This is a genomic window from Sphingobium sp. MP9-4, assembly GCF_005281675.1.
GTDB classification, from domain to species: Bacteria; Pseudomonadota; Alphaproteobacteria; order Sphingomonadales; family Sphingomonadaceae; genus Sphingobium; species Sphingobium yanoikuyae.
This window is the reverse complement of the sequence record NZ_LUFI01000074.1, coordinates 1-23,478: the sequence shown is the minus strand read 5'-3', so window position 1 is coordinate 23,478 and position 23,478 is coordinate 1. Positions and strand designations below refer to the sequence as shown.

Genomic DNA, 23,478 nt, shown 5'->3' with positions numbered 1-23,478 from the left:
GTGCGGCCGTTGCAGCGGCCGCGCCCCGAGACGCTGCCGCCGATCGCGCCGACCGGTGTCGCGCCGGGCCGCGATGAGCGGCGCCCGATGCTGATGACCGCCGATGAAGTCTGCCGGGCCGGGCGCGAAGGCCGGTTGCGGGGCGATCCGCAACTGGTCGAGAAGGCCTGCCGGATTGCGGCCAATGCCCGCCGGCGCTGGACTGCCTGGGGGGAATGGAACTATTCGACGCTGAAGGATGACCGTTCCGGCGCCCGGACCAAGGGCAGCGCGAACCAATATAATATTGGCCTGGATCGCTGGATCGACAAGCGCACCGTTGCCGGCCTGGCCATCCAGTTCGGCAATTCGGATTATAAATCCTTCAATGGCGGCATGCGCCAGCAGGCCGATTCCATCACGGTGAAGCCCTATATGGTGCATCGGATGGCAGATTCGGACGTGGTGCTGGATGCCAGCATCGGCTTCAATTTCGGCGAATATGAACAGCATGTGCTGATGCTGTCGGGCAAGCATGACAGCTTCACCCTGTCGGGCACGATCGGGATGAGTGCGCAGCGCCCGCTGGGCAGCTTCCTGCTGCGGCCCCGCCTGTCGTGGAGCTATGCCAGCATCTGGCACGACAATTATGTGCTGCAGGGGCAGGTGGGCGGTATCGACCTGCGCGTGCTGCAGGGCGATGCGCGTTATGATTATGGCGCGGTGGCGACTTCGCTGGAGATCAGCCGGCCGTTCCGATCGGATGATATGGTCATCACCCCCTATGTCGAGGGCGGCGTCGATTTCGCCTATCTGCGCCCCAATGGCGGCCGTGTCCTGGGGCCGGACCTGCGCCTGATCGCGACCACGCCGGCGACCGGATCGGTCCGGTTCGGCACGCGCATCCAGTTGCGCGGCAATGTCGCGCTGATCGGATCGGGCGAATATTACGGGATCGGATCGGGCGGCCTGTCGAGCTGGCAGTGGCGGGGGAATCTGTCCTTCCGCTTCTAGCGCGGCGGGACGGGGCCTCGGGCTGTGGGCGATGGGAGCGGACATGGCGGTCGCGCCGGAGGCATGGGGGTGTCGACGCGAAATCGCTGGCCAATCCTGCCCGCCTGCGGCACAGGCGAGGGGCATGACTTTGCCCGATCCTTCCACCTTCATTGCCGAGGGCGCCTCCGCCGCGGTCTATCGGCTGGACGGGGGGGCGGGTGCTCAAGCTGTTCCACGAGGGTGTCGACCCGTCGATCATTCGCCGCGAATATGTGACGGCAGAGATGATCCAGGCGACCGGCCTGCCGGCGGCGCGGCTGTTCGGCCGGTGCGAGGCCGGCGGGCGGCAAGGCATCATCTATAGCGAGATAGAGGGCCCCAACCTGCTCCATTATATCTGGCGCCATCCGCATCGGGTGGGCTGGGCGATGCGGGCGATGGCGCAGTTGCAGGCGCATATCCATCGACAGCCGGTGCCGATGCTGCGCAGCCGCAAGGCGATATTGACCGAGGATATCGAAATGGCGCCGATCGGTGGGCGGTTGCGTGCGGCGGCGATCGACCGGCTGGACCAGCTGGGCGAGGGCGACATGCTGTCGCATGGCGACCTGCATCCGGCCAATCTGATCGTCAGTGGCGAGGGGCTGGTGGCGATCGACTGGTCGAAGGCGGCGCGGGCGATGCCGGCGGCCGATGTGGTGCGCAGCGAGATGCTGATGCGCTTTGGTCCGGGACAAGCCAGTGGCTGGCTGGAGGGGCCGGTCCGCGATCTGGCCACGGCCCATTATGTCCGCTGTTACCGCCGGGCCGCGACGATGGATGGCGAGGCGCTGGCCGCCTGGCGGGCGCTGGTTGGCCTGGCCTGGATGCGCCATCGTCTGCCCGCCCGCGATGCGGCCTTTGGCGCCTATCTGGTTCGCGCACTGGAACGGGCGGGTTTGCCCGCGCTGGACGCCTGATCGCAGGGCGGATGTCGTTGGTGGGCCGTGGTGGACGGTTGGTCCAGTGGCCATGCCATCGGGCGGAGGCCATGGGCCGATCATCGAACGGGCCGCTGCGACCGCCGACTTGTCGTTATTCTGACATCGAAACAGGCCAGAGAGCAGCGCGTTAAGCGACGGTTCACGGCCGATGGTGCCGTGTTGACGGTAACAGTTGAGACAAGATCTGGAGTGCCCGACAGCATCCGGATACGCCCCCGGCATTCCCTTGCGCCGGGGGCGTTTTCATGTCCGCTCCTCCTGTATCTCCGTAATTTCCCCTAGGGAATGCACGATTGTTTCGTGGATGAATGCCATTCGTCCGGTCGTTCGTCCCCGCAAATCCGCGCTTGGTCGATGGATTGGTCGTTGGCCGATGCCGGGGGCCGCCGGTCGAAGCGGACCAGCGGCGAGAGGGCACGGCGCGTACACAGGATGGGCGAACGGGATATGGCGCAACGCCCCCACAAGACCCCCGCCGAACCGTTCGCATCCGGCGCGTCGACGCCCCCTGACGACGCAGGCCGGATGCCAAGACAGTTTTGAGGAGACACGCCATGTTCGCCACCGCCAAGATCATCACTGCCCTGAGTGCCGCCGCCATGCTGGCCGGTTCCGGCATCGCTTCGGCGCAGGAGTTCAAGTCCAACGGCCGCAGCACCATGGTCCGCTTCGGCGACCTGGACCTGACCCGCCATGCCGACCAGCAGCAATTGCGCAGCCGCATTTCCCGCGCCGCGGGCAAGGTTTGCTCGACCAGCGACCTGGCGGCCTTCAGCGCCTGCCGTTCCGCCGCGATCGCCCAGGTCGAGGCGCCGATCGCGACCGCCATCGCCCGCGCCCAGACCAACGAACGCTATGCCGATGCCAAGGATGCCCGGCCGGTGGTCGGCAACTGACGCCTATCATCCTGCCAAGGGAGGGAAAGGGCCTGGCGCGAGCCGGGCCCTTTTTGCGTGGGAAAAGGCCCGTCGCCCCGGTCATTCTCGGTATTTCCCCCGATGGCGGACCTCCGGATTTGCGACGATCAGAAGGGACAGGTTCAAGGGGATAATGGTCATGCGCGCGCGTCTTCCCGGCACTTCGCCCGTCATCATGGCAATGCTGATGGCCGGGGGGCTATGCGCGCCCGATGTCCGAGCGCAGAGCACGGAATCGCTCTACGAACCGATCGGCCATCATAGCGGTGGCGACGTGCATGCGGTGGACGAGACGCCGAGCTATGTCGTCCCCGATTTCGCGCCGGCCAAGCCCGCCGACCCGAACAAGGAACTGCCCTTCTTCAAGATCCGGCTGGGCCTGTCGCTGATCGGCGACTGGACCGATTTCAGCCAGGACGCGGTCAATGAAAGCCAGATCGGCCGGCAGGAGAATGAGTTTCAGGTGCGATCGGCGCGGCTCAGCCTGATCGGATCGGTCGGCGGCGATTATCGGGTAAGTTATCAGGTCAGCGGCGAATATAAGGGGTTCGACACCAACCCCGAGCAGAAATGGAAGCTGACCGACGCGTCGCTGACCTTTCCGCTGGGCAGCCGCACCAAGATGACGCTGGGCAAGACCAAGGAGACATTCTCGTACGAAATGGTCGGGGATTCGGCGAACCTGCCGCATAGCGAGCGCGTGCTGACGCCCTTTTTCACGTCGCGCAATTTCGGCGTCCGCTTCGTCCAGGTGCTGGGCGCGAACAAGGCGGCGACCTTTTCGGCGGGGGCCTACAAGGATAGCTGGGATTTCGGCAGCTCGACCGATCGTGGCTGGGACTATTCGGCGCGCATGACCGGGCTGATCTGGGACGTGCCGGACCGCAACGAGTTCCTGCATGTCGGTGTCGCCTATCGCCATGCGGCGGCGGACGGCACGATCCGCTATAGCGGCCGGGCAGAAACCAATGTCGGCGATGTCGCGATCGACACCGGGAAATTCGCGGCGCAGAGCAGCGACGGCTTTGCCGGCGAGGCGCTGCTGAATGTCGGGCCGGTCTCGTTCCTGGGCGAATATATATTGAACCGGACCAATTCGCGCGAATTTCGCGATCCGGTCTTCCATGGCTGGTATGTCACCGGCAGCTGGATATTGACCGGCGAAACCCGGCCCTATGACCGCAATGTCGGCTATGCCCGGCGCGTCATACCCAAGGGCCGCTGGGGCGCGCCGGAACTGGTGGCGCGCTATTCGGAAATGGACCTGGACGATAATGGCATCGAGGGTGGCCGTTTCAAGAAGACGATGCTGGGGCTCAACTGGTGGGCGACGACGCGCTGGAAATTCGGCGCGACCTGGGGCCATACCTGGCTCGACCGGTTCGGCGAGCGCGGCGAGAGCGACACGGTGCTGACCCGCATCCAGTGGATCTACTGAGCGGGTAGCGGGCCGGTGCCGGTGCGCCGGAGGCGCATGTCCAAAAGAACTCTCAGCGGCCGGTCATGGCCCGTGCATTGGCGAGATAGGTGCGGCCGATGCGGATCTCATTGCCGTCGGCGAGCGCGGCGAACCAGACGCCGCTGCCATCATGGCGCAGCCGCGCGATATGCGGGCGGCGGACGATGTGCGAGCGGTGCAGGCGGACGAACGCCTGCGGATCGAGCCGTTCCTCCAGCGAACTGATGGTCTGGTGCAGCAAATAGCTATGGGCGCCGACATGGAGGCGCATATAGTCGCGCTCCGCCTCGATCCGGTCGATCTGGTCGGCGGCGATGCGGACCAGTTCGGAGCGGTGCGGCACCCAGAATTCCTCGGCCCATTCGGGCGCGGGTTCGGCCGGGGCGGGCGGGGTACCATCTTCGCCATCGCGGCTGCGCAGCGCCTGTTCGACGCGGTCGACCGCGCGGGTCAGGCGATCATGGGCGACGGGTTTCAGCAGATAATCGACCGCGGCGAGATCGAACGCCTCGACCGCGAAGCTTTCGAAGGCGGTGACGAAGATGATCGCCGGGCGGATGCCCATCTGGCTGATCGCGCGGGCGACGCCGATGCCGTCGAGCAGCGGCATGGCGATGTCGAGCAGCAGCAGGTCGGGCTTGAGGGCCTCGACCAGGCGCAACGCCGCCTCGCCATCATTGGCGGTGCCGACCAGCGCGATGCGCGGTTCGCGCGCGCACAGCATCTGCAATCGCTCGACCGCGAGCGGCTCATCATCGACGATCATGGTGCGGATGGACATGGGCGTCAGCACCCCCGGCGGTTGAGCGGAAGGAAGAGATTGACGGCAAAGCCGCCATCGGCCTGCGGACCATAATCGATCCGGCCCTGATCGCCAAAGCGGGCGGACAGGCGATCGCGTACATTGGCAAGGCCGATGCCACTGCCGCCATCGCCGGGGCTGGGCGGCTTGTCGCCATTGTCGGCGACGGTGAGGTGCAGCAGGCCATGCTCCTCGCGCGCGCGGATGGTTATGGCGACCGGGCTGGAGGTGCGCGAGACGCCATATTTGATCGCATTTTCGACCAGAGGCTGAAGGATCAGGCCCGGCACGCAGGCGGTCAGCAGGTCGGCGGGAATGTCGATCCGGGTAGCCAGCCGATCGGGGAAGCGCACCGCCTCGATATCCAGATAGAGTTTCTGGAGATGGACTTCCTCTTCCAGTTGCACGTCATCGAGCGGATCGCCGGTGAGGCTGGTGCGGTAGAAATTGGAGAGCGACATGATCATATGTTCGGCCTCGTCGCGCCGGTCCTTCATCACCAGGGACGAGAGCGAGTTCAGCGTGTTGAACAGGAAATGCGGGTTCACCTGATAACGCAGCGAGCGCAGTTCGGCCTGCTGCGCGGCGCGTTCCAGCCGGGCGGCGCGGCGTTCGGTGCGATGCGCTTCGCTGGCATAGGAGAGGGCGAGATAGAGGCCGGCCCAGGCGGCGAGGAAGAAATAGCGGCTGAGCGCATCTTCCAGGATCGCGGTCAGGGCATAGCCCTGTTGGGTATATTTCTCATGATCCGCATCGGGGAACATGCTGACCGGGTCATAAATGTTGAAGACATAGAAATTGGCCGCCGCCATGGCGAGCGCGAAGGGGGCGGCGAGCGAGAAGGCGGCCACCACCCGGATCATCAGCGGCTTGCCGTCGAACCGGCGCAGCACCAGGTAAAGCACCCAGGTGACGATGATGCCGATCAATGTCACCACCGCGCGGCGGGCCGCCATTTCGATCTGGGAATCGAAGCCGACCACCGCCGCGCGCAGGCTGATCAGCACGGCATAGAAGAACCAGAAGCCGATGATGGAATAAAGGGCGACGGCAGGCGCCACGCCGCGTGGCCCGTCTTCGGTGGGAAGTGTCATGGAGGATATCTACGCCAGCTTGCCGGCGCTGTCGCCCCCTGCGCGCGATGCTGGTCGAAGCGGCTTGGCGGTTGGTCGAAGCGGTGGCGTGCGGAACCGGCGCTGGCTCCTGTCGGTTGATCCAGCAGGAGAAAAGGAGACGCGCAGATGAGCGATACGAAGCGCGAGAGCGAGAAGAAGCTGGACGAGGCGCTGGAAGACAGCATGGACGCGTCGGACCCGCCCGCGACCAGCCGGCCCGACGATGACGGCGAACCGGTGCCGTCTTCTGGATTTCCAGAAAAGCCCCCGGCCCGAAAAGCCTGATCGCTGACCGATAGCGGACCGCGAAAATCCATGTTATTCCAGTCTGGCAAGCGCGGTCCCGACCGCCATCAGGCGGTAGGCCGGCTTCCCGCGCGAGAGGAGCAGACGACGATGCCGACTTCCACCACCCCCGCTATCGAACGCATTGCCCGCGTGCTGGCCGGGCGCCAGCTCAGCCTGAATGGTGGCGGCAAGGATCCCCATGCGGCGGGCGCGGTGGATGCGGCCTGGCCCGACCATGTCGACGATGCCTATGCGATATTGCACACGCTGCGCGAACCCGATGCCGACATGGCGCGGGCCGGCGACGTGGCGGTGTGGCGCAGCATGATCGGCGCGGTGCTGGAGCGGCGCCCGGCCTGAGCAGGGCGCCCCTGAGGCGAAATATTAACCCGGTCATGGTAGGGAGCGCGCAGGAGACTGCGCCATGTACCACATCGAATTTCGCCATGATCTGAACCTGCTGGACATCAAATGGTCCAAGCTGTTCACCGCGGAGGAAGTCGCGGCCTATGCCCGCGAGTGCAAGGCCCGCTTCCTGGCCGAGGGGTTCAAGCCGGGCTATCTGCTGCGCATGGACATGAGCGCCAGCAGCGCCCAGCCACAGGAGGCGGTCGCGTCCTTCCGCGCGAATCTGGGCGATTTTCCCAAGGCCCGGCGGATCGCCATCATCACCGGCAGCGCGATCACGCGGTTGCAGGTGAAGCGCGAAATGACGCAGCCCTATCTGCGGATATTCGATGATGCGACGGCGGGACTGGCCTGGTTGCTGGAAGCCGAAGCGGTTGAAGCGGGGGCATAATCCTCCGTCCGTCGCATTTCACAAAAATATCATGTTGCACTGCAAAACGAAATCTGGTCCCTTGTGACAATCGGTGGGACAGGTGCCCGTTAAGCCTTTGCTAACCATGTGAGGCGCATGTTCTGCTGATCGACTTCAAGTCGGAGGGCATGAGCAATGGGCACGAGTGCAAGACCGGCGGACGGGGCCATTACCCTGGCGGAATTGCGGGAATTCGCCAGTTTCCCGTCGGCCACGCAAAGATATATTCGCAGATCGCTGGACATCGGGCTGCATCGCCGCGACGCGATGAAGCTATGGTCGCGCGACATGGTCGAGGAAGCCAGCATCCGCGCCCAGGCGCGCATCTATGGCCGGCTGGACGAGATCAAGGCGCATGTCCCCGACGATAGCGGGCTGGACCAGGTGGAGCCGTTCATGGCGCCGCTGGTGACGGTGTCGGCCTTCGACCTGGGGCAGGACCGGCTGGCGAGCTTCTCGGCCTATCGCTTCCTCTATGAGCGGCTGCTGGGGGCGGGGGCGAGGCCCTGGCTGCCGGGCGCCTTCTGCGCGGCGGCGAGCCTGCCGCATTTGCATCCCGAAAAGCGCCGGCTGCTGTTGCAGTCGATCAGCGAGGCGGCGGCCACCGCGGTCGGCTGGTCCAACCGCGAGCCGACCTTCTACCCCGAATGGGTCGAGAAGGTGGACCTGTCCAAGGCCAACTGATCCGGCCTGATCCTGCCGGCGCCCCTGGGGAGGGCGCGGGCGGGATGGCGGCTTGGTTGCTGGTCTGGCGCCGTTCGGCCTGTCCTTCCTCCGCCTTCTTCACGGCGCCGCGCGCATGAACCGCGCGACGCTTGACCGCACTCCACTATCGCCCGCTCTTGAAGAACAGGAAAATCACAGCCTTTGCCGGGCGGGATTTGGCTGGGAAGCGGACTGGTCCTTATCTCGTCACCCCAGCGAAGGCTGCGGTCTCAGGCAGGCGCACGCGACAAAAACGGATAGCGCTAGACGGCGGCCTCCTTCTGCCACCGCCTGAGACCCCAGCCTTCGCTGGAGTGACGGAGTTGGGTGGGTAGCGGAATATCTGCTCGTGGGCAGCGTGTGGCGACTATCTGACATTCCCATGCAATGTGGCTGGCGAATCGTTGATCGCAAAAGCGACCGTCCCAAACTCGATCGCAGAAGTATTTTCCCCGCCGACAGAATACCCTTCCAAAAGGCTCATTCGCCCTTGCTCGAAAAACAGGAGCATCCCAAGGCCGTGTTCCATGCCATCTATGTTTGCATACACTTTCAGCCCCAAAGGGCTGGGTACGATTGCGGCCGGTGCTAACGAGGATACCGAGATTGTCGTGAAGAAGCCACCACCGGTATTCTCTCGCTTCTCAACCGTCACAGATTGAAGCTGCTCGCTCAACGGACCGAAATGATCCGGCTTTTCGGCCAAGATCGCCTCTATTGCTGCTCGCTCTAACTCTGTCAGTTGCGTCATAGATGATGGTTATCCCATTCAACGGAGTGTCCGCAACTAGGCACCGCAATTCGACGCATGGAAGGCAACTTCTGGTCGCTTCGTGCCGGGCAGCTTTTCGGCCCACGAGCGGACAGGCCACTATCGGGCAGGACACGTGCCGATCGGCAGGATGAGCGACGATCAGGGGTGATCAACGGACAGTCTTCTCAGATGCCCACCAAACCGAAATTACGTATGTTGAATAGATTGACGCGCTGACTGTGACGTGCCGACCAGCAGAGGTCAGAAAGGTAGCCACCCCATCCTTATCGAGAAACCCATCCAAACTCTCTGGGCAGTAGCCTTCCAGAACAACCTGAACTTCATAATCAGCAATGGGATTGCTTATCTCTCGGGCGGGCCTAGTCGTTTTGAAAATACTCGCGTCCTTGCAAAGAGGCAGGCCGGTATCGCGGACAACTTGGTTCACCAAATCCGGATCCCTGTGATAAGCTCTGCAATCATCAGTGCATGACTGCTGGCTCGCCTCCGAACAGGCAGTCATCAAGGCGCATAAAGCACAGATCACCGATTTTGTCTTAATCATGCGCCACATTTACGTCGGGGAATAAATGTCAGCAACTGGTCGAAACCTGCCAATCGCCACGGGCGTCATCCTGACGGAGGTCAGGATCCATTTTGCACTACGCCAGATAGGGACTGCCGAATGGGGCGCGGATCAAGTCCGGGATGACTGATATGCCAAGGTCAGCTTTTGGGAGAAGCCGTCGAGTGAGTGGATGGCGCTCTTTCTGGGCATGGCCATCAAGGCTTCATGGCGAGGGGCGATGGGCATACCGCTGCAAAAGGCCAGAGGCGGGGTTTTGAAATCGCGAAAATCAGGCTGATCGACATGCGCTCGCGGGTCGGTGCTGGATGCGGTGGGTGTGGTACCGGTCCTGATCGGCAGGCGGTTCGTGCGGGCAAAGAAAAAGGGGCTGCGCGGCGGCAGCCCCTCCATGATCCCGATCGGGCCGGTCCTCAGCGGATCGGCGAGTCCGGCGACAGGCGCATGTCGAGATAATTGTCGACCGACTTCATCAGCTGGTCCAGCTCATGCTCGAAGAAGTGGTTGGCCCCCTTGATCTCGTCATGATGGATGGTGATGCCCTTCTGGGTGCGCAGCTTGTCGACCAGCTTCTGCACCGCGCTGGCGGTCACCACTTCGTCCGCCGTGCCCTGGACGATGATGCCCGACGAGGGGCAGGGCGCCAGGAACGAGAAGTCATACATGTTGGCCGGCGGCGCGACCGAGATGAAGCCGCGGATTTCCGGGCGGCGCATCAGCAGCTGCATGCCGATCCAGGCGCCGAAGGAGAAGCCGGCGATCCAGGTGGTCTGCGCTTCGGGGTGGAAGCTCTGCACCCAGTCGAGCGCCGCTGCGGCATCGCTGAGTTCGCCGATGCCATTGTCGAACGTGCCCTGGCTGCGGCCGACGCCGCGGAAGTTGAAGCGCAGTACGGCAAAGCCGCGCTTCACGAAGGTCTTGTAGAGTGCCTGGGTGATGCGGTCGTTCATCGTGCCGCCGCCCTGCGGATGCGGGTGCAGGATCATGGCGACCGGCGCGCGCGGGCGGGGCGGGGGGCTGAAGCGGCCTTCGAGGCGACCTTCGGGTCCGGGGAAAATGACGTCGGGCATGGCACCTGTTATGGTCTGGGCTGCCACGGGGCAGCGAGGAAAGGGTCCGTGCGCGCGCCGGGGCTTGGCCATATGGCCTTCACGCTGGCGCAGCGCGGCAATCCGCCTATATAGATGCCGCCGCCATTTCCGCAATCAATGAGTAGTTCCGCTTGGCCGCCGACCGCCTTTATCTCGATCATGCCGCAACCACCCCGATGCTGCCGCAGGCGCAGGCCGCGATGGTCGCCGCGATGGCGGGCTGGGCCAACCCGTCCAGCCCGCACAGCGACGGGCGCGCGGCGCGGGCGATGCTGGAGGATGCGCGGCGGCGGATCGCGGCGGCGCTGGGATGGGATGGCCATATCCTCTTCACCTCCGGCGCGAGCGAGGCGATCGCCATCGCGCTGACCCGCGCCAAGGCGGCGCGAATCATCACCTCGCCGGTCGAGCATGATGCGGTGCTGCGCGTGACCAGGGAGGCCGAGCGGCTGGCGGTGGATGGCGATGGCCGGGTGCTGCTGCCGGAGCTGGCGCCGGGCAGTCTGGTCGCGATCCAGCATGTGAACAACGAAACGGGCGTGATCCAGCCACTGGCGGATTTCCGGCGCGGGGGGGTGCTGCTGTTTGCCGATTGCGCCCAGAGTGCGGGCAAGCTGGCCCTGCCCGACGCCGACATGATCGCGATCAGCGCGCACAAGTTCGGCGGGCCGCCGGGGATCGGCGCGCTGCTGATCCGCGACCTGGCGCTGGTCGAACCGAGCGGCGGGCAGGAGCAGGGCTATCGCGCCGGCACCGAAAATCTGCCGGCGATCATGGCTATGGCGGCGGCGCTGGAGGCGCGGGGCGAATGGATGCCGGTGGCGGCCGCGCTGCGGGCAAGGCTGGACGCCGGGATCGAGGCGGCGGGCGGGCAGATCGTGGCGCGTGGTGCGCCGCGTTTGCCGGCGATCGCCAGCTATCGCATGCCCGGCCTGTCGGCGCGGGCGCAGCTGATCCAGTTCGACCTTGCCGGCATTTCCGTGTCGGCGGGTAGCGCCTGTTCGTCCGGATCGCTCAAGACCAGCCATGTGCTGGGCGCGATGGGCTGGGACGCGGCGGCGGCGGGCGAAGTGGTGCGGGTGAGTTTCGGCCCGCAGACCAGCGCGGGCGATGTCGATCGCTTCCTAGCCACATGGACCGCCATGGCGGAGCGGGCGGGCCGGTGATCTATCTCGACTATCAGGCGACGACGCCGCTGGCGCCCGAAGCTTTCGAGACGATGGTGCCGCTGCTGCGCGACCAGTTCGCCAATCCGCACAGCGCGCATCGCGCCGGGCGCATGGTGGCGGCGCAGGTGGAACTGGCGCGCGATGCGATCGGCCAGTTGCTGCCGCCGGGCGGAAAGCTGCTCTTCACCTCCGGCGCGACCGAGGCGCTGAACATCGCGATCCAGGGCGCGCCGGCGGGCGGCATCGTCACCATCGCGACCGAACATGCCGCCGTGCTGGATACGGTGGCGGCGATGCGGCGGATGGGGCGGGCGGTGACAGTCCTGCCGGTGGATGGCGACGGGCTGGTCGATCTGGCTGCGGCGGCGCGGGCGATCGTGCCGGGGGTGGCGCTGGTCGTCGCGATGCTGGTCAATAACGAGATTGGCGTGATCCAGCCGGTCGGCGCGCTGGCGGAACTGGCCCATGGCGCGGGCGCGCTGTTCCTGTGCGACGCGGTGCAGGGCTATGGCCGGGTGCCGATCCCCGACCCGTGCGACATGGTGGCGATCAGTGCGCACAAGATTCACGGCCCCAAGGGCATCGGCGCGCTGTGGCTGCGCGACGGGGTGAAGATCGACCCGCTGATCCATGGCGGCGGACAGGAAGGCGGGCTGCGGTCGGGCACCTTGTCGCCCGCCTTGTGCACCGGCTTTGGCGTGGCGGCGCGCCTGATGCGGGAACAGGCCGAAGCCGATCGCGCGCACATCGCGGCGCTGTCTGCGCAGGCGCGCGCACTGTTCGCCGACTGGACGCTGAACGGCAGCGCCGACGCGCGTTATCCCGGCAATCTCAACATTCGTCGCGCTGGTATCGACGGCGCGCGATTGTTGTCCGATTGCCGCAATGTGTCTTTTTCGCTCGGCAGCGCTTGCGCGAGCGGGTCCGGGCGGCCTAGCCATGTGCTGCGTGCTTTGGGTCTTTCAGACAGTCAGGCGCGCGGATCGGTGCGGATCGGCTTTGGCCGATACACGACACCGGCCGAACTGGAGGAGGCTGCGAAGGTGATTAACGGGGCGGCGACCGCACAAGCGGCGCCGTGAGCAGGGAGCATCGCATAGCATGACCATGGTCACCTTCATCAGCGCCGACGGCGAAAATCGACTGGAGGTCGATGCGCCTGCCGGGTCCGTCCTGCTGGAGGTTGCACAGGCGGCGGGTCAGCCGCTGGAAGGAACATGCGAAGGGCAGATGGCCTGTTCGACCTGTCATGTCATCGTCGATGCCGCCGATTTCGACCGCCTGCCGCGCGCGAGCGAGGATGAGGAGGATATGCTGGACCTGGCCGCTGCGGCGACCCGCACCAGCCGCCTGGCCTGCCAGATCATCCTGTCCGAGCAACTGGACGCGCTGACTGTCCGTATCCCTGGCGAATTCAACAATATGCAAGGTATGTAAGCCATGGCGCTGCGCAAATCCCTCTCGCTCGCGGCGCTGACCGCCTGTCTGGTCGTGGCCTTGCCGCTGTCGGCCGCGCCCAAGAAGAAGGCGCCGGCCAAGAAGGCGGAAGAGGTGCCGACCTTGCCGACATTGATGCCGCCCGCACCGCGCTATCTGGTGCCGCAATCCGCGCTCACCTCCGTCCGCAATCCCAAGGAGATCGAGGAGGAGACCGGCGGGCGCATGGGCATCGCGCTGGTCGATCGCGACGGTGCGCTGATCCTGGGCTTCAACCGCGATGATCGCTTTGCCATGTGCTCGACCTTCAAGGCGCCGCTCGCGGCTGCCGTGCTGATCGGCGCGCAGGGCGGCAAGTTCGGGCTGGAGGGGGAGATACCCTTCACCAAGGACGATATTCTCGATTACGCGCCGGTGGTGAAGAAGAACAAGAAGCGCGGCCGCATGTCGATGGCCGAACTGGCCGCGGCGGCCGTGGAGGTCAGCGACAACAGTGCCGCCAACCTGTTGCTGCCGATGCTGGGCGGGCCGGAGGGGCTGACCTCCTTCATCCGTGCCCATGGCGACAAGATCACGCGGCTCGACCGTATCGAACCCGAGTTGAACGAGAATGTCGCTGGCGATCCGCGCGACACGACCAGTCCGGCGGCGATGGCCGGCCTGATGGGGCGGTTGCTGTTCCGCGATATGCAGGCGGCCGATGCCGACAGGCTGCGCGGCTGGCTGAATGCCAGCACCACTGGCGACAAAAGGATCAAGGCGGGCCTGCCCGAAGGCTGGACCTCAGGGAGCAAGACCGGCAGCTGTGGCACCGCCTATAATGACGTCGCGCTGGTGAAGTCGCCGGCGGGTGAGGAATATATATTGGCCATCTATCTCGACCGGCCGACCGTGGACGACAAGAAGGCCGAGGCGGCGATCGCCGAAGCCGCCCATTCGGCGCTGGAATTCGTCAGCAAGGCGCAGAAGAGCGGGCTGAACTAGGCTTATGGCATGGCGAGGGCATGCAAGCCCTTGCCTTCCTGTCATGAGTTCGCCATATGCCCGGCCGGGAGTCGGGCGGACGTAGTCGTCGCCAACCTGGTCAGGTCCTGACGGAAGCAGCCACAACGATTTTTCTGCGGGTCGTTCCGGCTCCCACCTTTTCACGCAGCATTGTCACCATTGGGGTCCGTTCGGGATCGTGGCCCGGCGCACGGTGACGGCGCGCAAAGCGCTTCCACCGCCAACGATCAGGCTTTAGGAAACAGGCATGTCCGATTCCCCTCAGCCCTATCGCGTGCTTGCGCGCAAATATCGTCCGCGCAACTTTCGCGAGCTGATCGGGCAGGACGCCATGGTCCAGACGCTGGGCAATGCGATCCGGCGCGGGCGCCTCGCCCATGCCTTTCTGATGACCGGCGTGCGCGGGGTCGGCAAGACGTCGACCGCGCGGCTGATCGCCAAGGCGCTGAACTGCATCGGCCCGGATGGGCAGGGCGGGCCGACGATCGACCCGTGCGGCGTGTGCGAACCCTGTATGGCGATCGCCGAGGGCCGGCATATCGACGTGGTCGAGATGGACGCCGCCAGCCATACCGGCGTCGACGACGTGCGCGAGATCATCGAGGCGGTGCGCTATGCCGCCGTGTCTGCGCGCTACAAGATCTACATCATCGACGAAGTCCATATGCTCTCGAAGAACGCGTTCAACGCGCTTCTGAAGACTTTGGAGGAGCCGCCGGCCCATGTGAAATTCCTGTTCGCCACGACCGAGGTGAACAAGGTGCCGGTGACGGTGTTGTCGCGCTGCCAGCGGTTCGACCTGCGCCGCATCCCGGCCGAGATGCTGGCCGGCCATTTCGCCCATGTGGTCGAGGCCGAACAGGTCGCGGCCGAGCCGGATGCGCTGTCGCTGATCGCGCAGGCGGCCGAGGGCTCCGCGCGTGACGGCCTGTCGATCCTGGACCAGGCGATCGCCCATGCCGAAATGGGCGAGGGCGAGCCGATGGTCACGGCCGCGCAGGTCCGCGAGATGTTGGGCCTGTCGGATCGCGGCTCGACGCGCCGGCTGCTCGGCCTGCTGCTGGAGGGCGATACCGCCGCGCTGCTGAGCGGGGTGCGCGATCAATATGCGCTGGGGGTCGAGCCGCTGTCGCTGATGCGCGGCCTGCTGGAACTGGTGCATGCGGTCACGCTGGTGAAGGCCGGGCGCGACATTGCGACGCCGGGCCAGTCCGACGAGGAACGCGGCGCGCTGGCCGACTGGGCGTCGCAGATCGGCTTTGGCCCGCTGCACCGGTTGTGGCAGCTGATGCTCAAGGGCCATGACGAAGTGGCGACCGCCGCCCTGCCGATCGAGGCGTGCGAGATGGCGCTGCTGCGCGTGATGCATGCCGCGACCATGCCTGATCCCAGCGACCTTGCCCGGATGCTGCAGGGCGGGGTGCCGGCGGCCGCGCCGGCGATGCCGGGTCAGGCGCCCGCTGCTGCCGCGCCCGCGCCGGAACCCGCGTCCAGCCTGCCCGCCACCTTCGAGGATCTGATCGAAGCCTTCTGGCAGAAGAGCAAGGGGCATCTGGCGCAGGAAATGCATGATTGCGTGGGGATCATCCGCTATGATCCGCCAATGCTGGAGTATCGCGGCACGGCCAGCCTGTCGCCCGACTTCGCCACCCGGATCATCCCGGCGCTGCGCGAGGTGACCGGCGTTGCCTGGACGGTGACGCAGGGCGAGGGGGAGGCCAAGCCGACCCTGCTGGCCAATGAACAGCGCCAGCTGGCCGACAGCCGCGCCGCAATTTTGGAAACCCCGGTGGTCAAGGCGGCAATGGACGCCTTCCCCGATGCCGAGCTGGTCCATTCGGATGAGCCGGAACAATGGAGTGCTGAAGCATGAAGGATCTGAACGAAATATTGGGGATGGCCAGCCGCGTGCAGGAAGAGCTGCAGCGCGCGCAGGACAATCTGGACAAGCTGGAAGTCGAAGGCGCGGCCGGTGGCGGCCTGGTCAAGGTGAAGGCGTCGGCCAAGGGCCGCATCCTGGGCGTGTCGATCGACGACAGCCTGCTGGCGCCGTCGGAAAAGCAGATGCTGGAAGACCTTATCACCGCCGCGTTCAACGATGCGCGCAAGAAGGCGGACGAGGTCAGCAACACCGAAATGGGCAAGATGACGGCCGGCCTGCCGCTGCCGCCGGGCTTCAAGCTGCCCTTCTGAGCCGGCGCGCATTGCCGTTCCGGGGCTGCCGCTGGCGGATAAGCCCTTGTTCATCGTTGCAGCAATATGGTGATCGCTGATTGATTGACGCGACGGGCATCCCCATAAAGGCGATGAACCGCATGACGGGCCGCAAGTCCGGCCCTGGAGAGTGAATGACTACGCAATATCCCCTTCTGCCGCTGCGCGACATCGTCGTCTTCCCGCAGATGATCGTCCCGCTTTTCGTCGGTCGCGACAAGAGCGTCGCCGCGCTGGAAGCGGCGATGGAGGGCAATAAGGAAATCTTCCTGGTGTCCCAGCTGGACCCGGCCGAGGATGATCCGGGCAAGGACGCGCTGTATGACACCGGCGTGGTGTCGGTGGTGCTGCAGCTGCTCAAGCTGCCCGACGGCACGGTGCGCGTGCTGGTCGAGGGCAAGCATCGCGCCCAGCTGGCCGATCTGGCGCCGGCCGAGGCGGGCTATCTGGTCGCCGAGGTCGCGCCGGTCGAGGAGATCGTCGCCGAAGGTCCGGAAGCCGCTGCGCTGATGCGCTCGGTGGCCGAGCAATTCGAGAATTACGCCAAGCTCAACAAGAAGCTGCCGGCCGAAACGCCGGTGCAGCTGCGCGAGATCGACGATGCCGGTCGCCTGGCCGATTCCGTCGCCGCCAACATCAACGTCAAGGTTGCCGACAAGCAGTCGCTGCTGGTCGAGCCCGATCCGGTCAAGCGGCTGGAGATGGTCTTTGCCTTCATGGAAGGCGAGCTGGGCGTGCTGCAGGTCGAGAAGAAGATCCGTGGCCGCGTGAAGCGCCAGATGGAAAAGACCCAGCGCGAATATTATCTGAACGAGCAGCTCAAGGCGATCCAGCGCGAGCTGGGCAATGGCGAGGGCGAGGAAGGCGACGAGCTTGCCGAACTGGCCGACAAGATCGCCAAGGCGAAGCTGAGCAAGGAAGCGCGCGCCAAGGCGACGGCCGAGCTCAAGAAGCTCAAGGGCATGCAGCCCATGTCGGCCGAAGCGACGGTGGTGCGCAACTATCTCGACGTGCTGCTGGGCCTGCCTTGGGGCAAGAAGGGCCGGGTCAAGACCGACCTCAAGAAGGCGCAGGCGATCCTGGACGAGGATCATTTCGCGCTGGAGAAGGTCAAGGACCGGATCATCGAATATCTGGCGGTGCAGGCGCGTACCAACAAGCTGAAGGGGCCGATCCTGTGCCTCGTCGGCCCGCCGGGCGTCGGCAAGACGTCGCTGGGCCGTTCGATCGCCAAGGCGACGGGCCGCGAGTTCGTGCGCCAGTCGCTGGGCGGCGTGCGCGACGAAGCCGAGATCCGTGGCCATCGCCGCACCTATATCGGATCGCTGCCGGGCAAGGTCGTGTCGAACCTGAAGAAGGCGGGCACCATGAACCCGCTGTTCCTGCTCGACGAGATCGACAAGCTGGGCCAGGATTTCCGCGGCGATCCGGCATCGGCGCTGCTGGAAGTGCTGGACCCCGAACAGAACAGCAAGTTCCAGGACCATTATCTGGAGATCGACGTCGACCTGTCCGACGTGATGTTCGTGACGACGGCCAACTCGCTGAACCTGCCGCAGCCGCTGCTCGACCGCATGGAGATCATCCGGCTCGAAGGCTATACCGAGGACGAGAAGGTCGAGATCGCCCAGCGCCATCTGGTGCCCAAGCAGATCGACGCCCATGGCCTGAAGAATGGCGAGTTCGAGGTGACCGAGGCCGCGGTGCGCGACCTGATCCGTTACTATACCCGTGAAGCCGGCGTCCGCACGCTGGAGCGGGAAGTGGCGCGTCTGGCCCGCAAGGCGCTGCGCAAGATCCTGGAAGGCGCGTTCGACAAGGTCGAGATCACGCCCGAAAACCTGGCCGACTATGCCGGCGTGCGGAAATTCCGTCACGGCGTGGGCGAGGAAGAGAACCAGATCGGCGCCGTCACCGGCCTGGCCTGGACCGAGGTGGGCGGCGAACTGCTGACGATCGAGGCGGTCACCGTGCCCGGCAAGGGCCTGATCAAGACGACCGGCAAGCTGGGCGAGGTGATGAACGAATCGGTGCAGGCCGCCTTCTCCTATGTGAAGGCGCGCTCGCCCGGCTATGGCATCAAGCCGAGCCTGTTCAACCGCAAGGACATCCATATCCACCTGCCCGAGGGCGCGGTGCCCAAGGATGGTCCGTCGGCCGGTATCGGCATGGTCACGACCATCGTGTCGACCTTGACCGGCATTCCCGTCCACAAGGATGTGGCGATGACCGGCGAGGTGACGCTGCGCGGCCGGGTGCTGCCGATCGGCGGCCTCAAGGAGAAGCTGCTGGCGGCGCTGCGTGGTGGCATCAAGACGGTGCTGATCCCGCAGGAAAACGAGAAAGACCTAGCGGAAATTCCGGCCAACATTCGCGAGGGGCTGGAGATTGTTCCGGTGTCCCATGTCGACGAGGTGCTGGCGCGCGCGCTGGTGTCCAAGCCCGAAGCGATCACCTGGACCGAGGAAGATGATCTGGCGGCGCAGCCCAGCGCCGGCCAGGGTCGCGACGGCGATCCCGCTATCCGTCACTAAAAGCCCGGTTTTCGGCGCGTTTATGCCCATGGGGGCAAAAACGCGCCGGAGCCGGCTTTTTTGACGCTTTCCCTTTGACACCGCTTGAAAGCTGGGCCTTATTGCCCCGCCTACGCCGCGATTCCTTGACTATCCAACATCTATAAAGGGGGTTCCCAAGGCATGAACAAGCAGGATCTTATCAGCGCCGTCGCTGAAAGCAGCGGTCTCAGCAAGAGCGACGCCAGCAAGGCGGTCGAGGGCGTGTTCGACGCCATCACCGGCGCGCTGAAGAAGGGCGACGAAGTGCGCCTGGTTGGTTTTGGCACTTTCTCCGTGTCGCAGCGCAAGGCTTCGACCGGTCGCAACCCGCGCACCGGCGAGACGATGACGATCAAGGCGTCGTCGCAGCCGAAGTTCAAGGCCGGCAAGGGCCTGAAGGATTCGGTCAACTAAGGATGCAGGCGCGCCCATTCGGGCGCCTTGTCATTCGATGATTTTGCCGGCGTCGCGGTCGGGACAGAGTGAGGGAGAGTGGCGCTGCGGCAGGGGAAACCCGCCCGGCGCGTGCATGTCGAAAGGAAGGGGTAGGGGCCGGGGGTCTCTGCCCCTTTTTTCATGGCCTTGTGCGCCGGATCGCGGCGATGATCGGCCCGCTGCCCTCGACCTGCTGCGCCTGCGGAGGTAGGAGGGGGCATGAGAGCGATCAGACGGGGTATCGGGACTTCGGGTGCAGCCTTGGCGCTGCTGGGGGCATTGTCGGCCTGTGGCGGGGGGAATTTCCGTCCGGTGAGCGACATGCCGGTGCGCATCGGCAAGCCCTATACGGTGCGCGGCACCACCTACGTGCCGGCCGACCAGCCGGGCTATGACCTGGTCGGCTATGCCAGCTGGTATGGATCGGAATCGGGCAATCGCACCGCCAATGGCGAACGCTTCCGGCCGGGCTGGATCACGGCGGCACATACCAGCCTGCCCTTGCCCGCCTATGTCGAGGTGACGGCGCTGGATAGCGGACGCACGATCCTGGTGCGGATCAACGACCGTGGTCCCTTTTCGCGCGGGCGGATCATCGACCTGTCGCGCGGCGCGGCGGAGGAACTGGGGATTCGCGGGCAGGGCCATGCCGCGGTCCGGGTTCGCGCCGTCGATCCGTCGGAAAAGGATCGCAAGAAGCTGCGCAAGGGCAAGCCGGCGGAGGGTCGGCCGCGCGTCGGGGCGGACGAACTGGCCGTGCTGCGCGCCCGTCTGGCGGCGTCCGGCAACGATGCCGGGCGATAATTTTCATCCTTTGACATAAGCTGCTTGACGGGGGAGGGGCGGCCGCATATGTGGCCCTTCTCGCGGGGCAACAGCCCCTGTGGCGATCGTAGCTCAGTTGGTTAGAGCGCCGGTTTGTGGTACCGGAGGTCGCGGGTTCGGATCCCGTCGATCGCCCCATTTCCTTCGGGAATGCGCGAAATGAAACCCCGTCCTGCCTCGGCAGGATGGGGTTTTCGCGTTTCTGGCTTCGATCATTTTCCTGGCGCGTGGCGGCGGCTTTCCGCTGCCCTGGGCGCAACAAGAAAGGGCGCCCCTTGCGGGACGCCCTTCCTCTGCCGACTAACGCCTATGGGGCGTTTAGACTTCGGTTTAGAAGCTGGCCTTGATCATGCCGCCGATGATGCGCGGTTCGTTGATCATGCCGTTCAGGTTGTTGAAGTCGATCGCGCTGACGGCGCGGATCTGGTTGGTGATGTTGCGGGCGAAGGCTGCGATCTCATAACCATGGTTCGACTTGTAACCGACCTTGAGGCCACCCTCCAGCGACGAACGTCCGCGGAATTCGGCCGCCGAGTAGAGGAAGTAGTTGATTTTGCTACGATAGGCCCAGTCGGTATAGGCGAAGACTTCGCCCGCGTCGCCGACCGGAATGCCATAGCGCAGGGTCGCATTGGCGATGTAGCGCGGCGCCTGGGGCAGGTCATTGCCGTCCAGATAGCTGTAGGTGGTGCCGCCATCGACGAAGGTGTTGCCGGTGGGGGTACACATGCCCGAGCCGCAGACCGCCACGAAGGCGTTCTTGTCGCGGATTTCGGTGAAGTTGTAGCTGCCGCCCACGGTCAGGTTCAGGTGATCGAGCGGCTGCGCCTCCAGATTGCCTTCCAGACCATAGCCGACCGCCTTGTTCACGTTGATCAGGCGGGCCGAGTTGCCGACGCCGCCGACAGCCGTCAGCTGCAGATCGTCGGTGTTCCAGTAATAGGCCGACAGGTCGAAGCGGACCATGTTGGCGATCGCGCCCTTGATGCCGCCTTCATAGGAGATGGTGGTCTGCTTCTTGGCGACCGAGGGGACGCTGAAGAAGGTCACGCGGTCCTGGATCGCCGGGCCCTGATAGCCGGTGGCGACGCGGCCATAGAGGTTCACGTCGGGGCTGAGCGCATAGGTGGCGCTGACATCCCAGGACAGGTTGCTGCCCTGCGCGGTGTTGCTGAGCGGCAGGTCGACGCCGATCAGCTGCGACGAGATGCTGCTGGCGGCGAGCGCCGGATCGAGCGTGATCGTGTCGCGCTTGTCGTCGTGCGAATAACGCACGCCGGCACGCAGCGTCAGGGCCGACGTCACCTTGGCTTCGCCCGAGGCGAACAGGCCGATATTCTCGTTGGTGTTGTTGTGCAGGATCGCACTCACCCGGTTGCCCGCGAGATCATAGGCATATTCGTTATACTTCAGGCGCTGGTGGAAGAAGTAGGTGCCCGCCTGCAGGCGGATGCCGTTCATGTCGTCCGTCGCGAAGCGGAATTCCTGGCTGAATTCCTCCGGCTTGGTCACGCCGCCGGTGTTGGAATCGAACGAGCCGACGCCGAGCTGGCCGGCGGTGCAGCCGGTATAGGGGTAGCAGCCGCCGCCATCGATATCGCCGGTGCTTTCGACGCTGGCCTTCTCATAGCCGGTGGTCGAGAAGAAGGTGCCCAGGCCGTCGACATGGAGTTGCATGCGCAGATTGCCGCCGCCCTGCTTCATCGACTGGCTGGTATAGCCGTCCAGGTTCACATGATCCTTGTCGAAGCCGTCGACGAAATGGTTGCTGCCCTGCTTGAAGATGTTGGCGCGGAACACGCGCGGGCTGCCGTCCAGGTCACGATAATGACCGCTCAGCACCGCCTTGAAGTCGCCGGCTTCATAGGCCAGCTGCACACGGCCGGCCATGTCGCGATAGCCTTCCAGCTCGCTGGCGGCGTTGCCGCCTTCATTGTCGTTCTTGACCCAGTCGTCACGACGCTGGAGCAGGCCCGACACGCGGAAGCTGAGGCCGTCGGCGATCGGGCCGCCGATCGCGGCTTCGGCATTGACGGTGTTGTAGGTCGCCCAGGAGGCGCTGGCATAGCCGGTGAAATGATCGGTCGGCGCGGCCGAGGTCATCTTGACGACGCCCGCCGGGGTGTTGCGGCCGAACAGCGTGCCCTGCGGGCCGCGCAGCACTTCAACGCTGGCAAGGTCGAACACCGGGAAGCTCTTGAGCATCGGATTTTCGAGCGCGACATCGTCGAGCACGACGGAGACCGGCTGGGCGGCGTTGGGATCGAAATCGGTGTTGCCAAGGCCGCGGATGTAGAAGCGCGGGAAGGTGCGGCCGAACGAGCTTTCGACCTGAAGGCTGGGCGTGCGCGCGGCGAGGAAGCGGACGTCGAGGCCGCTGCTGTTGAGCGCGTCGAGCTTTTCGCCGCCGATGGCGGTCACGGCGACCGGCACGTCCTTGGCATTTTCAGCCCGGCGCGAGGCGGTGACGACGATTTCACCCAGGCCTTCGCCCGATGCGGCAGGCGCTTCGGTCTGGGCGTGGGCGGCACCGATCGGCGCCAGAGCGGTGAGAGCGACGGCGAGCGCGCCGCGCGAAATGCTGGTGAAGATATGCGAAGATGTCATATTTGGCCCCCTTGATTGGCCTGGCATCCGTTTCCCTGCTTGTGTCCGCTGTTGCGGATCGCGCGCGACGCTATGCGCGCGCGGGCCTTGGGGCAAGCAGGACTGTCGCCATTCTGTAGCATCCGTGCAACAGATTTGCCAAAATGCGACAGTCCGACCCGATGGCGCTGTCAGGCCGTGCCCCAATGCAAAGCGCCGAAGGGACTTCGCACGGGCCGCATTGCCGATTATAGCGCGCGGATGGATGACGCACGCGACCGGGGGCTGACCCTCAACCCCAAATATGACGACCATGGCCTTATCACCGCGGTGGTGACCCATGTCACCTCCGGGGAAGTGCTGATGGTGGCGCATATGAATGCGCATGCGCTGGCGCTGACGGTCGAGACCGGCCTGGCCCATTTCTGGTCGCGCAGCCGCAAATCGCTATGGAAGAAGGGCGAAAGCTCCGGCCATATGCTTGGTGTGCGCGACATCCGGATCGACTGTGACCAGGATGCCGTCTGGGTACTGGCAGAGCCGGCGGGGCCGACCTGTCACACCGGTGCGCGGTCCTGCTTCTTCCGCCGGATCGGACCCGATGGGCTGAGCGCGGTCGATGAACCGGGCGTCGATGCGGCGCACTAGCCTTTTTCTCGCATGTCTTCTGGCCGGGTGTCAGCAGGCCGCGACGCCGGGCGCCGCCGCGCCCGATCGCAGCGGGGCCGCGGCTTCGGGGCTGGAGCGCGCGGCGATC

Annotated in this window: 24 protein-coding genes, 1 tRNA gene and 1 other RNA gene; 20 read left to right on the top strand and 6 right to left on the bottom strand. The window is 65.1% G+C overall.

Going from position 1 to position 23,478, the window contains the following annotated elements:
- The 4 genes from A0U87_RS22155 to A0U87_RS22140 form a co-directional block, all read left to right on the top strand.
- A partial coding sequence (locus A0U87_RS22155) for an autotransporter outer membrane beta-barrel domain-containing protein (protein ID WP_137405996.1) occupies nt 1–993 on the top strand: 993 nt, incomplete at its 5' end.
- A gap of 200 nt (nt 994–1,193) precedes the next feature.
- On the top strand, nt 1,194–1,934 hold the full coding sequence (locus A0U87_RS22150) for a phosphotransferase (protein WP_234415610.1): 741 nt from the start codon (nt 1,194–1,196) through the stop codon (nt 1,932–1,934).
- Between the two features lie 578 nt (nt 1,935–2,512).
- Nucleotides 2,513–2,854 (top strand): UrcA family protein, encoded by a 342-nt coding sequence (locus A0U87_RS22145; RefSeq protein ID WP_037521782.1) that lies wholly within the window; start codon nt 2,513–2,515, stop codon nt 2,852–2,854.
- A 160-nt stretch (nt 2,855–3,014) separates the two neighbouring features.
- Nucleotides 3,015–4,313 carry a porin gene (locus tag A0U87_RS22140; protein ID WP_240700619.1) on the top strand — a complete coding sequence of 433 codons (1,299 nt, stop codon included), beginning with the start codon at nt 3,015–3,017 and terminating at the stop codon, nt 4,311–4,313.
- A 52-nt stretch (nt 4,314–4,365) separates the two neighbouring features.
- Here the strand turns inward: A0U87_RS22140 and A0U87_RS22135 are convergent, their stop codons facing one another.
- The gene (locus tag A0U87_RS22135; protein WP_048938447.1) at nt 4,366–5,115 is read right to left on the bottom strand and encodes a LytTR family DNA-binding domain-containing protein; all 750 of its coding nucleotides are present in this window, start codon (nt 5,113–5,115) and stop codon (nt 4,366–4,368) included.
- Between the two features lie 5 nt (nt 5,116–5,120).
- Nucleotides 5,121–6,230, bottom strand: a complete 1,110-nt coding sequence (locus tag A0U87_RS22130) for a histidine kinase (protein WP_048938410.1) — start codon at nt 6,228–6,230, stop codon at nt 5,121–5,123.
- Nucleotides 6,231–6,377: 147 nt separating this feature from the next.
- Here A0U87_RS22130 and A0U87_RS26330 point away from each other — a divergent pair, with 147 nt between their 5' ends.
- The 4 genes from A0U87_RS26330 (at nt 6,378) to A0U87_RS22115 (ending at nt 8,043) form a co-directional block, all read left to right on the top strand.
- Nucleotides 6,378–6,536: a hypothetical protein gene (locus tag A0U87_RS26330; RefSeq protein ID WP_163000273.1), complete on the top strand. Its 159-nt coding sequence runs from the start codon at nt 6,378–6,380 to the stop codon at nt 6,534–6,536.
- 111 nt (nt 6,537–6,647) lie between these two features.
- Nucleotides 6,648–6,899 carry a hypothetical protein gene (locus A0U87_RS22125; protein WP_037507992.1) on the top strand — a complete coding sequence of 84 codons (252 nt, stop codon included), beginning with the start codon at nt 6,648–6,650 and terminating at the stop codon, nt 6,897–6,899.
- Between the two features lie 64 nt (nt 6,900–6,963).
- Complete coding sequence (locus tag A0U87_RS22120; RefSeq protein ID WP_037507816.1) at nt 6,964–7,338, top strand: hypothetical protein; 375 nt, start codon at nt 6,964–6,966, stop codon at nt 7,336–7,338.
- 156 nt (nt 7,339–7,494) lie between these two features.
- Entirely contained in the window at nt 7,495–8,043 is a 549-nt protein-coding gene (locus tag A0U87_RS22115) for a hypothetical protein (RefSeq protein ID WP_004207710.1), read from the top strand.
- A 388-nt stretch (nt 8,044–8,431) separates the two neighbouring features.
- On the opposite strand, the gene A0U87_RS22110 is transcribed toward A0U87_RS22115, so the two are convergent.
- The 3 genes from A0U87_RS22110 to A0U87_RS22100 all read right to left on the bottom strand — a co-directional run bounded on the left by A0U87_RS22110 (nt 8,432) and on the right by A0U87_RS22100 (nt 10,474).
- The gene (locus tag A0U87_RS22110; protein ID WP_048938411.1) at nt 8,432–8,815 is read right to left on the bottom strand and encodes a hypothetical protein; all 384 of its coding nucleotides are present in this window, start codon (nt 8,813–8,815) and stop codon (nt 8,432–8,434) included.
- A 700-nt stretch (nt 8,816–9,515) separates the two neighbouring features.
- A complete protein-coding gene (locus tag A0U87_RS22105) occupies nt 9,516–9,797 on the bottom strand; it encodes a hypothetical protein (RefSeq protein WP_048938412.1) in 282 nt (93 codons plus the stop codon).
- A gap of 20 nt (nt 9,798–9,817) precedes the next feature.
- Complete coding sequence (locus tag A0U87_RS22100; protein ID WP_004207708.1) at nt 9,818–10,474, bottom strand: alpha/beta hydrolase; 657 nt, start codon at nt 10,472–10,474, stop codon at nt 9,818–9,820.
- A gap of 152 nt (nt 10,475–10,626) precedes the next feature.
- Here A0U87_RS22100 and A0U87_RS22095 point away from each other — a divergent pair, with 152 nt between their 5' ends.
- The 11 genes from A0U87_RS22095 (at nt 10,627) to A0U87_RS22045 (ending at nt 20,273) form a co-directional block, all read left to right on the top strand.
- Nucleotides 10,627–11,661, top strand: coding sequence for an aminotransferase class V-fold PLP-dependent enzyme (locus tag A0U87_RS22095; protein ID WP_048938413.1), 1,035 nt, complete (start codon nt 10,627–10,629; stop codon nt 11,659–11,661).
- Nucleotides 11,628–12,746 carry a cysteine desulfurase family protein gene (locus A0U87_RS22090; protein ID WP_048938414.1) on the top strand — a complete coding sequence of 373 codons (1,119 nt, stop codon included), beginning with the start codon at nt 11,628–11,630 and terminating at the stop codon, nt 12,744–12,746. Before A0U87_RS22095 ends, A0U87_RS22090 begins: the two co-directional genes overlap by 34 nt.
- 19 nt (nt 12,747–12,765) lie before the next feature.
- Nucleotides 12,766–13,101 (top strand): 2Fe-2S iron-sulfur cluster-binding protein, encoded by a 336-nt coding sequence (locus A0U87_RS22085; protein WP_010337134.1) that lies wholly within the window; start codon nt 12,766–12,768, stop codon nt 13,099–13,101.
- Between the two features lie 3 nt (nt 13,102–13,104).
- Nucleotides 13,105–14,085: an SGM family class A beta-lactamase gene (gene blaSGM / locus A0U87_RS22080; protein WP_048938415.1), complete on the top strand. Its 981-nt coding sequence runs from the start codon at nt 13,105–13,107 to the stop codon at nt 14,083–14,085.
- A 63-nt stretch (nt 14,086–14,148) separates the two neighbouring features.
- An RNA gene (gene ffs / locus A0U87_RS22075) (signal recognition particle sRNA small type) lies at nt 14,149–14,246 on the top strand.
- 107 nt (nt 14,247–14,353) lie between these two features.
- A complete protein-coding gene (locus A0U87_RS22070; protein WP_137405994.1) occupies nt 14,354–15,979 on the top strand; it encodes a DNA polymerase III subunit gamma/tau in 1,626 nt (541 codons plus the stop codon).
- Nucleotides 15,976–16,299, top strand: a complete 324-nt coding sequence (locus tag A0U87_RS22065; RefSeq protein WP_004207701.1) for a YbaB/EbfC family nucleoid-associated protein — start codon at nt 15,976–15,978, stop codon at nt 16,297–16,299. The genes A0U87_RS22070 and A0U87_RS22065 overlap by 4 nt, the downstream gene beginning before the upstream one ends.
- 155 nt (nt 16,300–16,454) lie before the next feature.
- The gene (lon, locus tag A0U87_RS22060) at nt 16,455–18,854 is read left to right on the top strand and encodes an endopeptidase La (RefSeq protein WP_004207700.1); all 2,400 of its coding nucleotides are present in this window, start codon (nt 16,455–16,457) and stop codon (nt 18,852–18,854) included.
- A 162-nt stretch (nt 18,855–19,016) separates the two neighbouring features.
- Nucleotides 19,017–19,289 (top strand): HU family DNA-binding protein, encoded by a 273-nt coding sequence (locus A0U87_RS22055; RefSeq protein WP_004207699.1) that lies wholly within the window; start codon nt 19,017–19,019, stop codon nt 19,287–19,289.
- A gap of 240 nt (nt 19,290–19,529) precedes the next feature.
- A complete protein-coding gene (locus tag A0U87_RS22050; RefSeq protein ID WP_048938416.1) occupies nt 19,530–20,114 on the top strand; it encodes a septal ring lytic transglycosylase RlpA family protein in 585 nt (194 codons plus the stop codon).
- 82 nt (nt 20,115–20,196) lie between these two features.
- Nucleotides 20,197–20,273, top strand: a tRNA-His gene (locus tag A0U87_RS22045).
- 192 nt (nt 20,274–20,465) lie between these two features.
- On the opposite strand, the gene A0U87_RS22040 is transcribed toward A0U87_RS22045, so the two are convergent.
- The gene (locus A0U87_RS22040) at nt 20,466–22,742 is read right to left on the bottom strand and encodes a TonB-dependent receptor (RefSeq protein ID WP_137405993.1); all 2,277 of its coding nucleotides are present in this window, start codon (nt 22,740–22,742) and stop codon (nt 20,466–20,468) included.
- A gap of 240 nt (nt 22,743–22,982) precedes the next feature.
- Here A0U87_RS22040 and hisI point away from each other — a divergent pair, with 240 nt between their 5' ends.
- Entirely contained in the window at nt 22,983–23,369 is a 387-nt protein-coding gene (gene hisI / locus A0U87_RS22035; protein ID WP_048938417.1) for a phosphoribosyl-AMP cyclohydrolase, read from the top strand.
- The last annotated feature ends 109 nt before the right edge of the window (nt 23,370–23,478 follow it).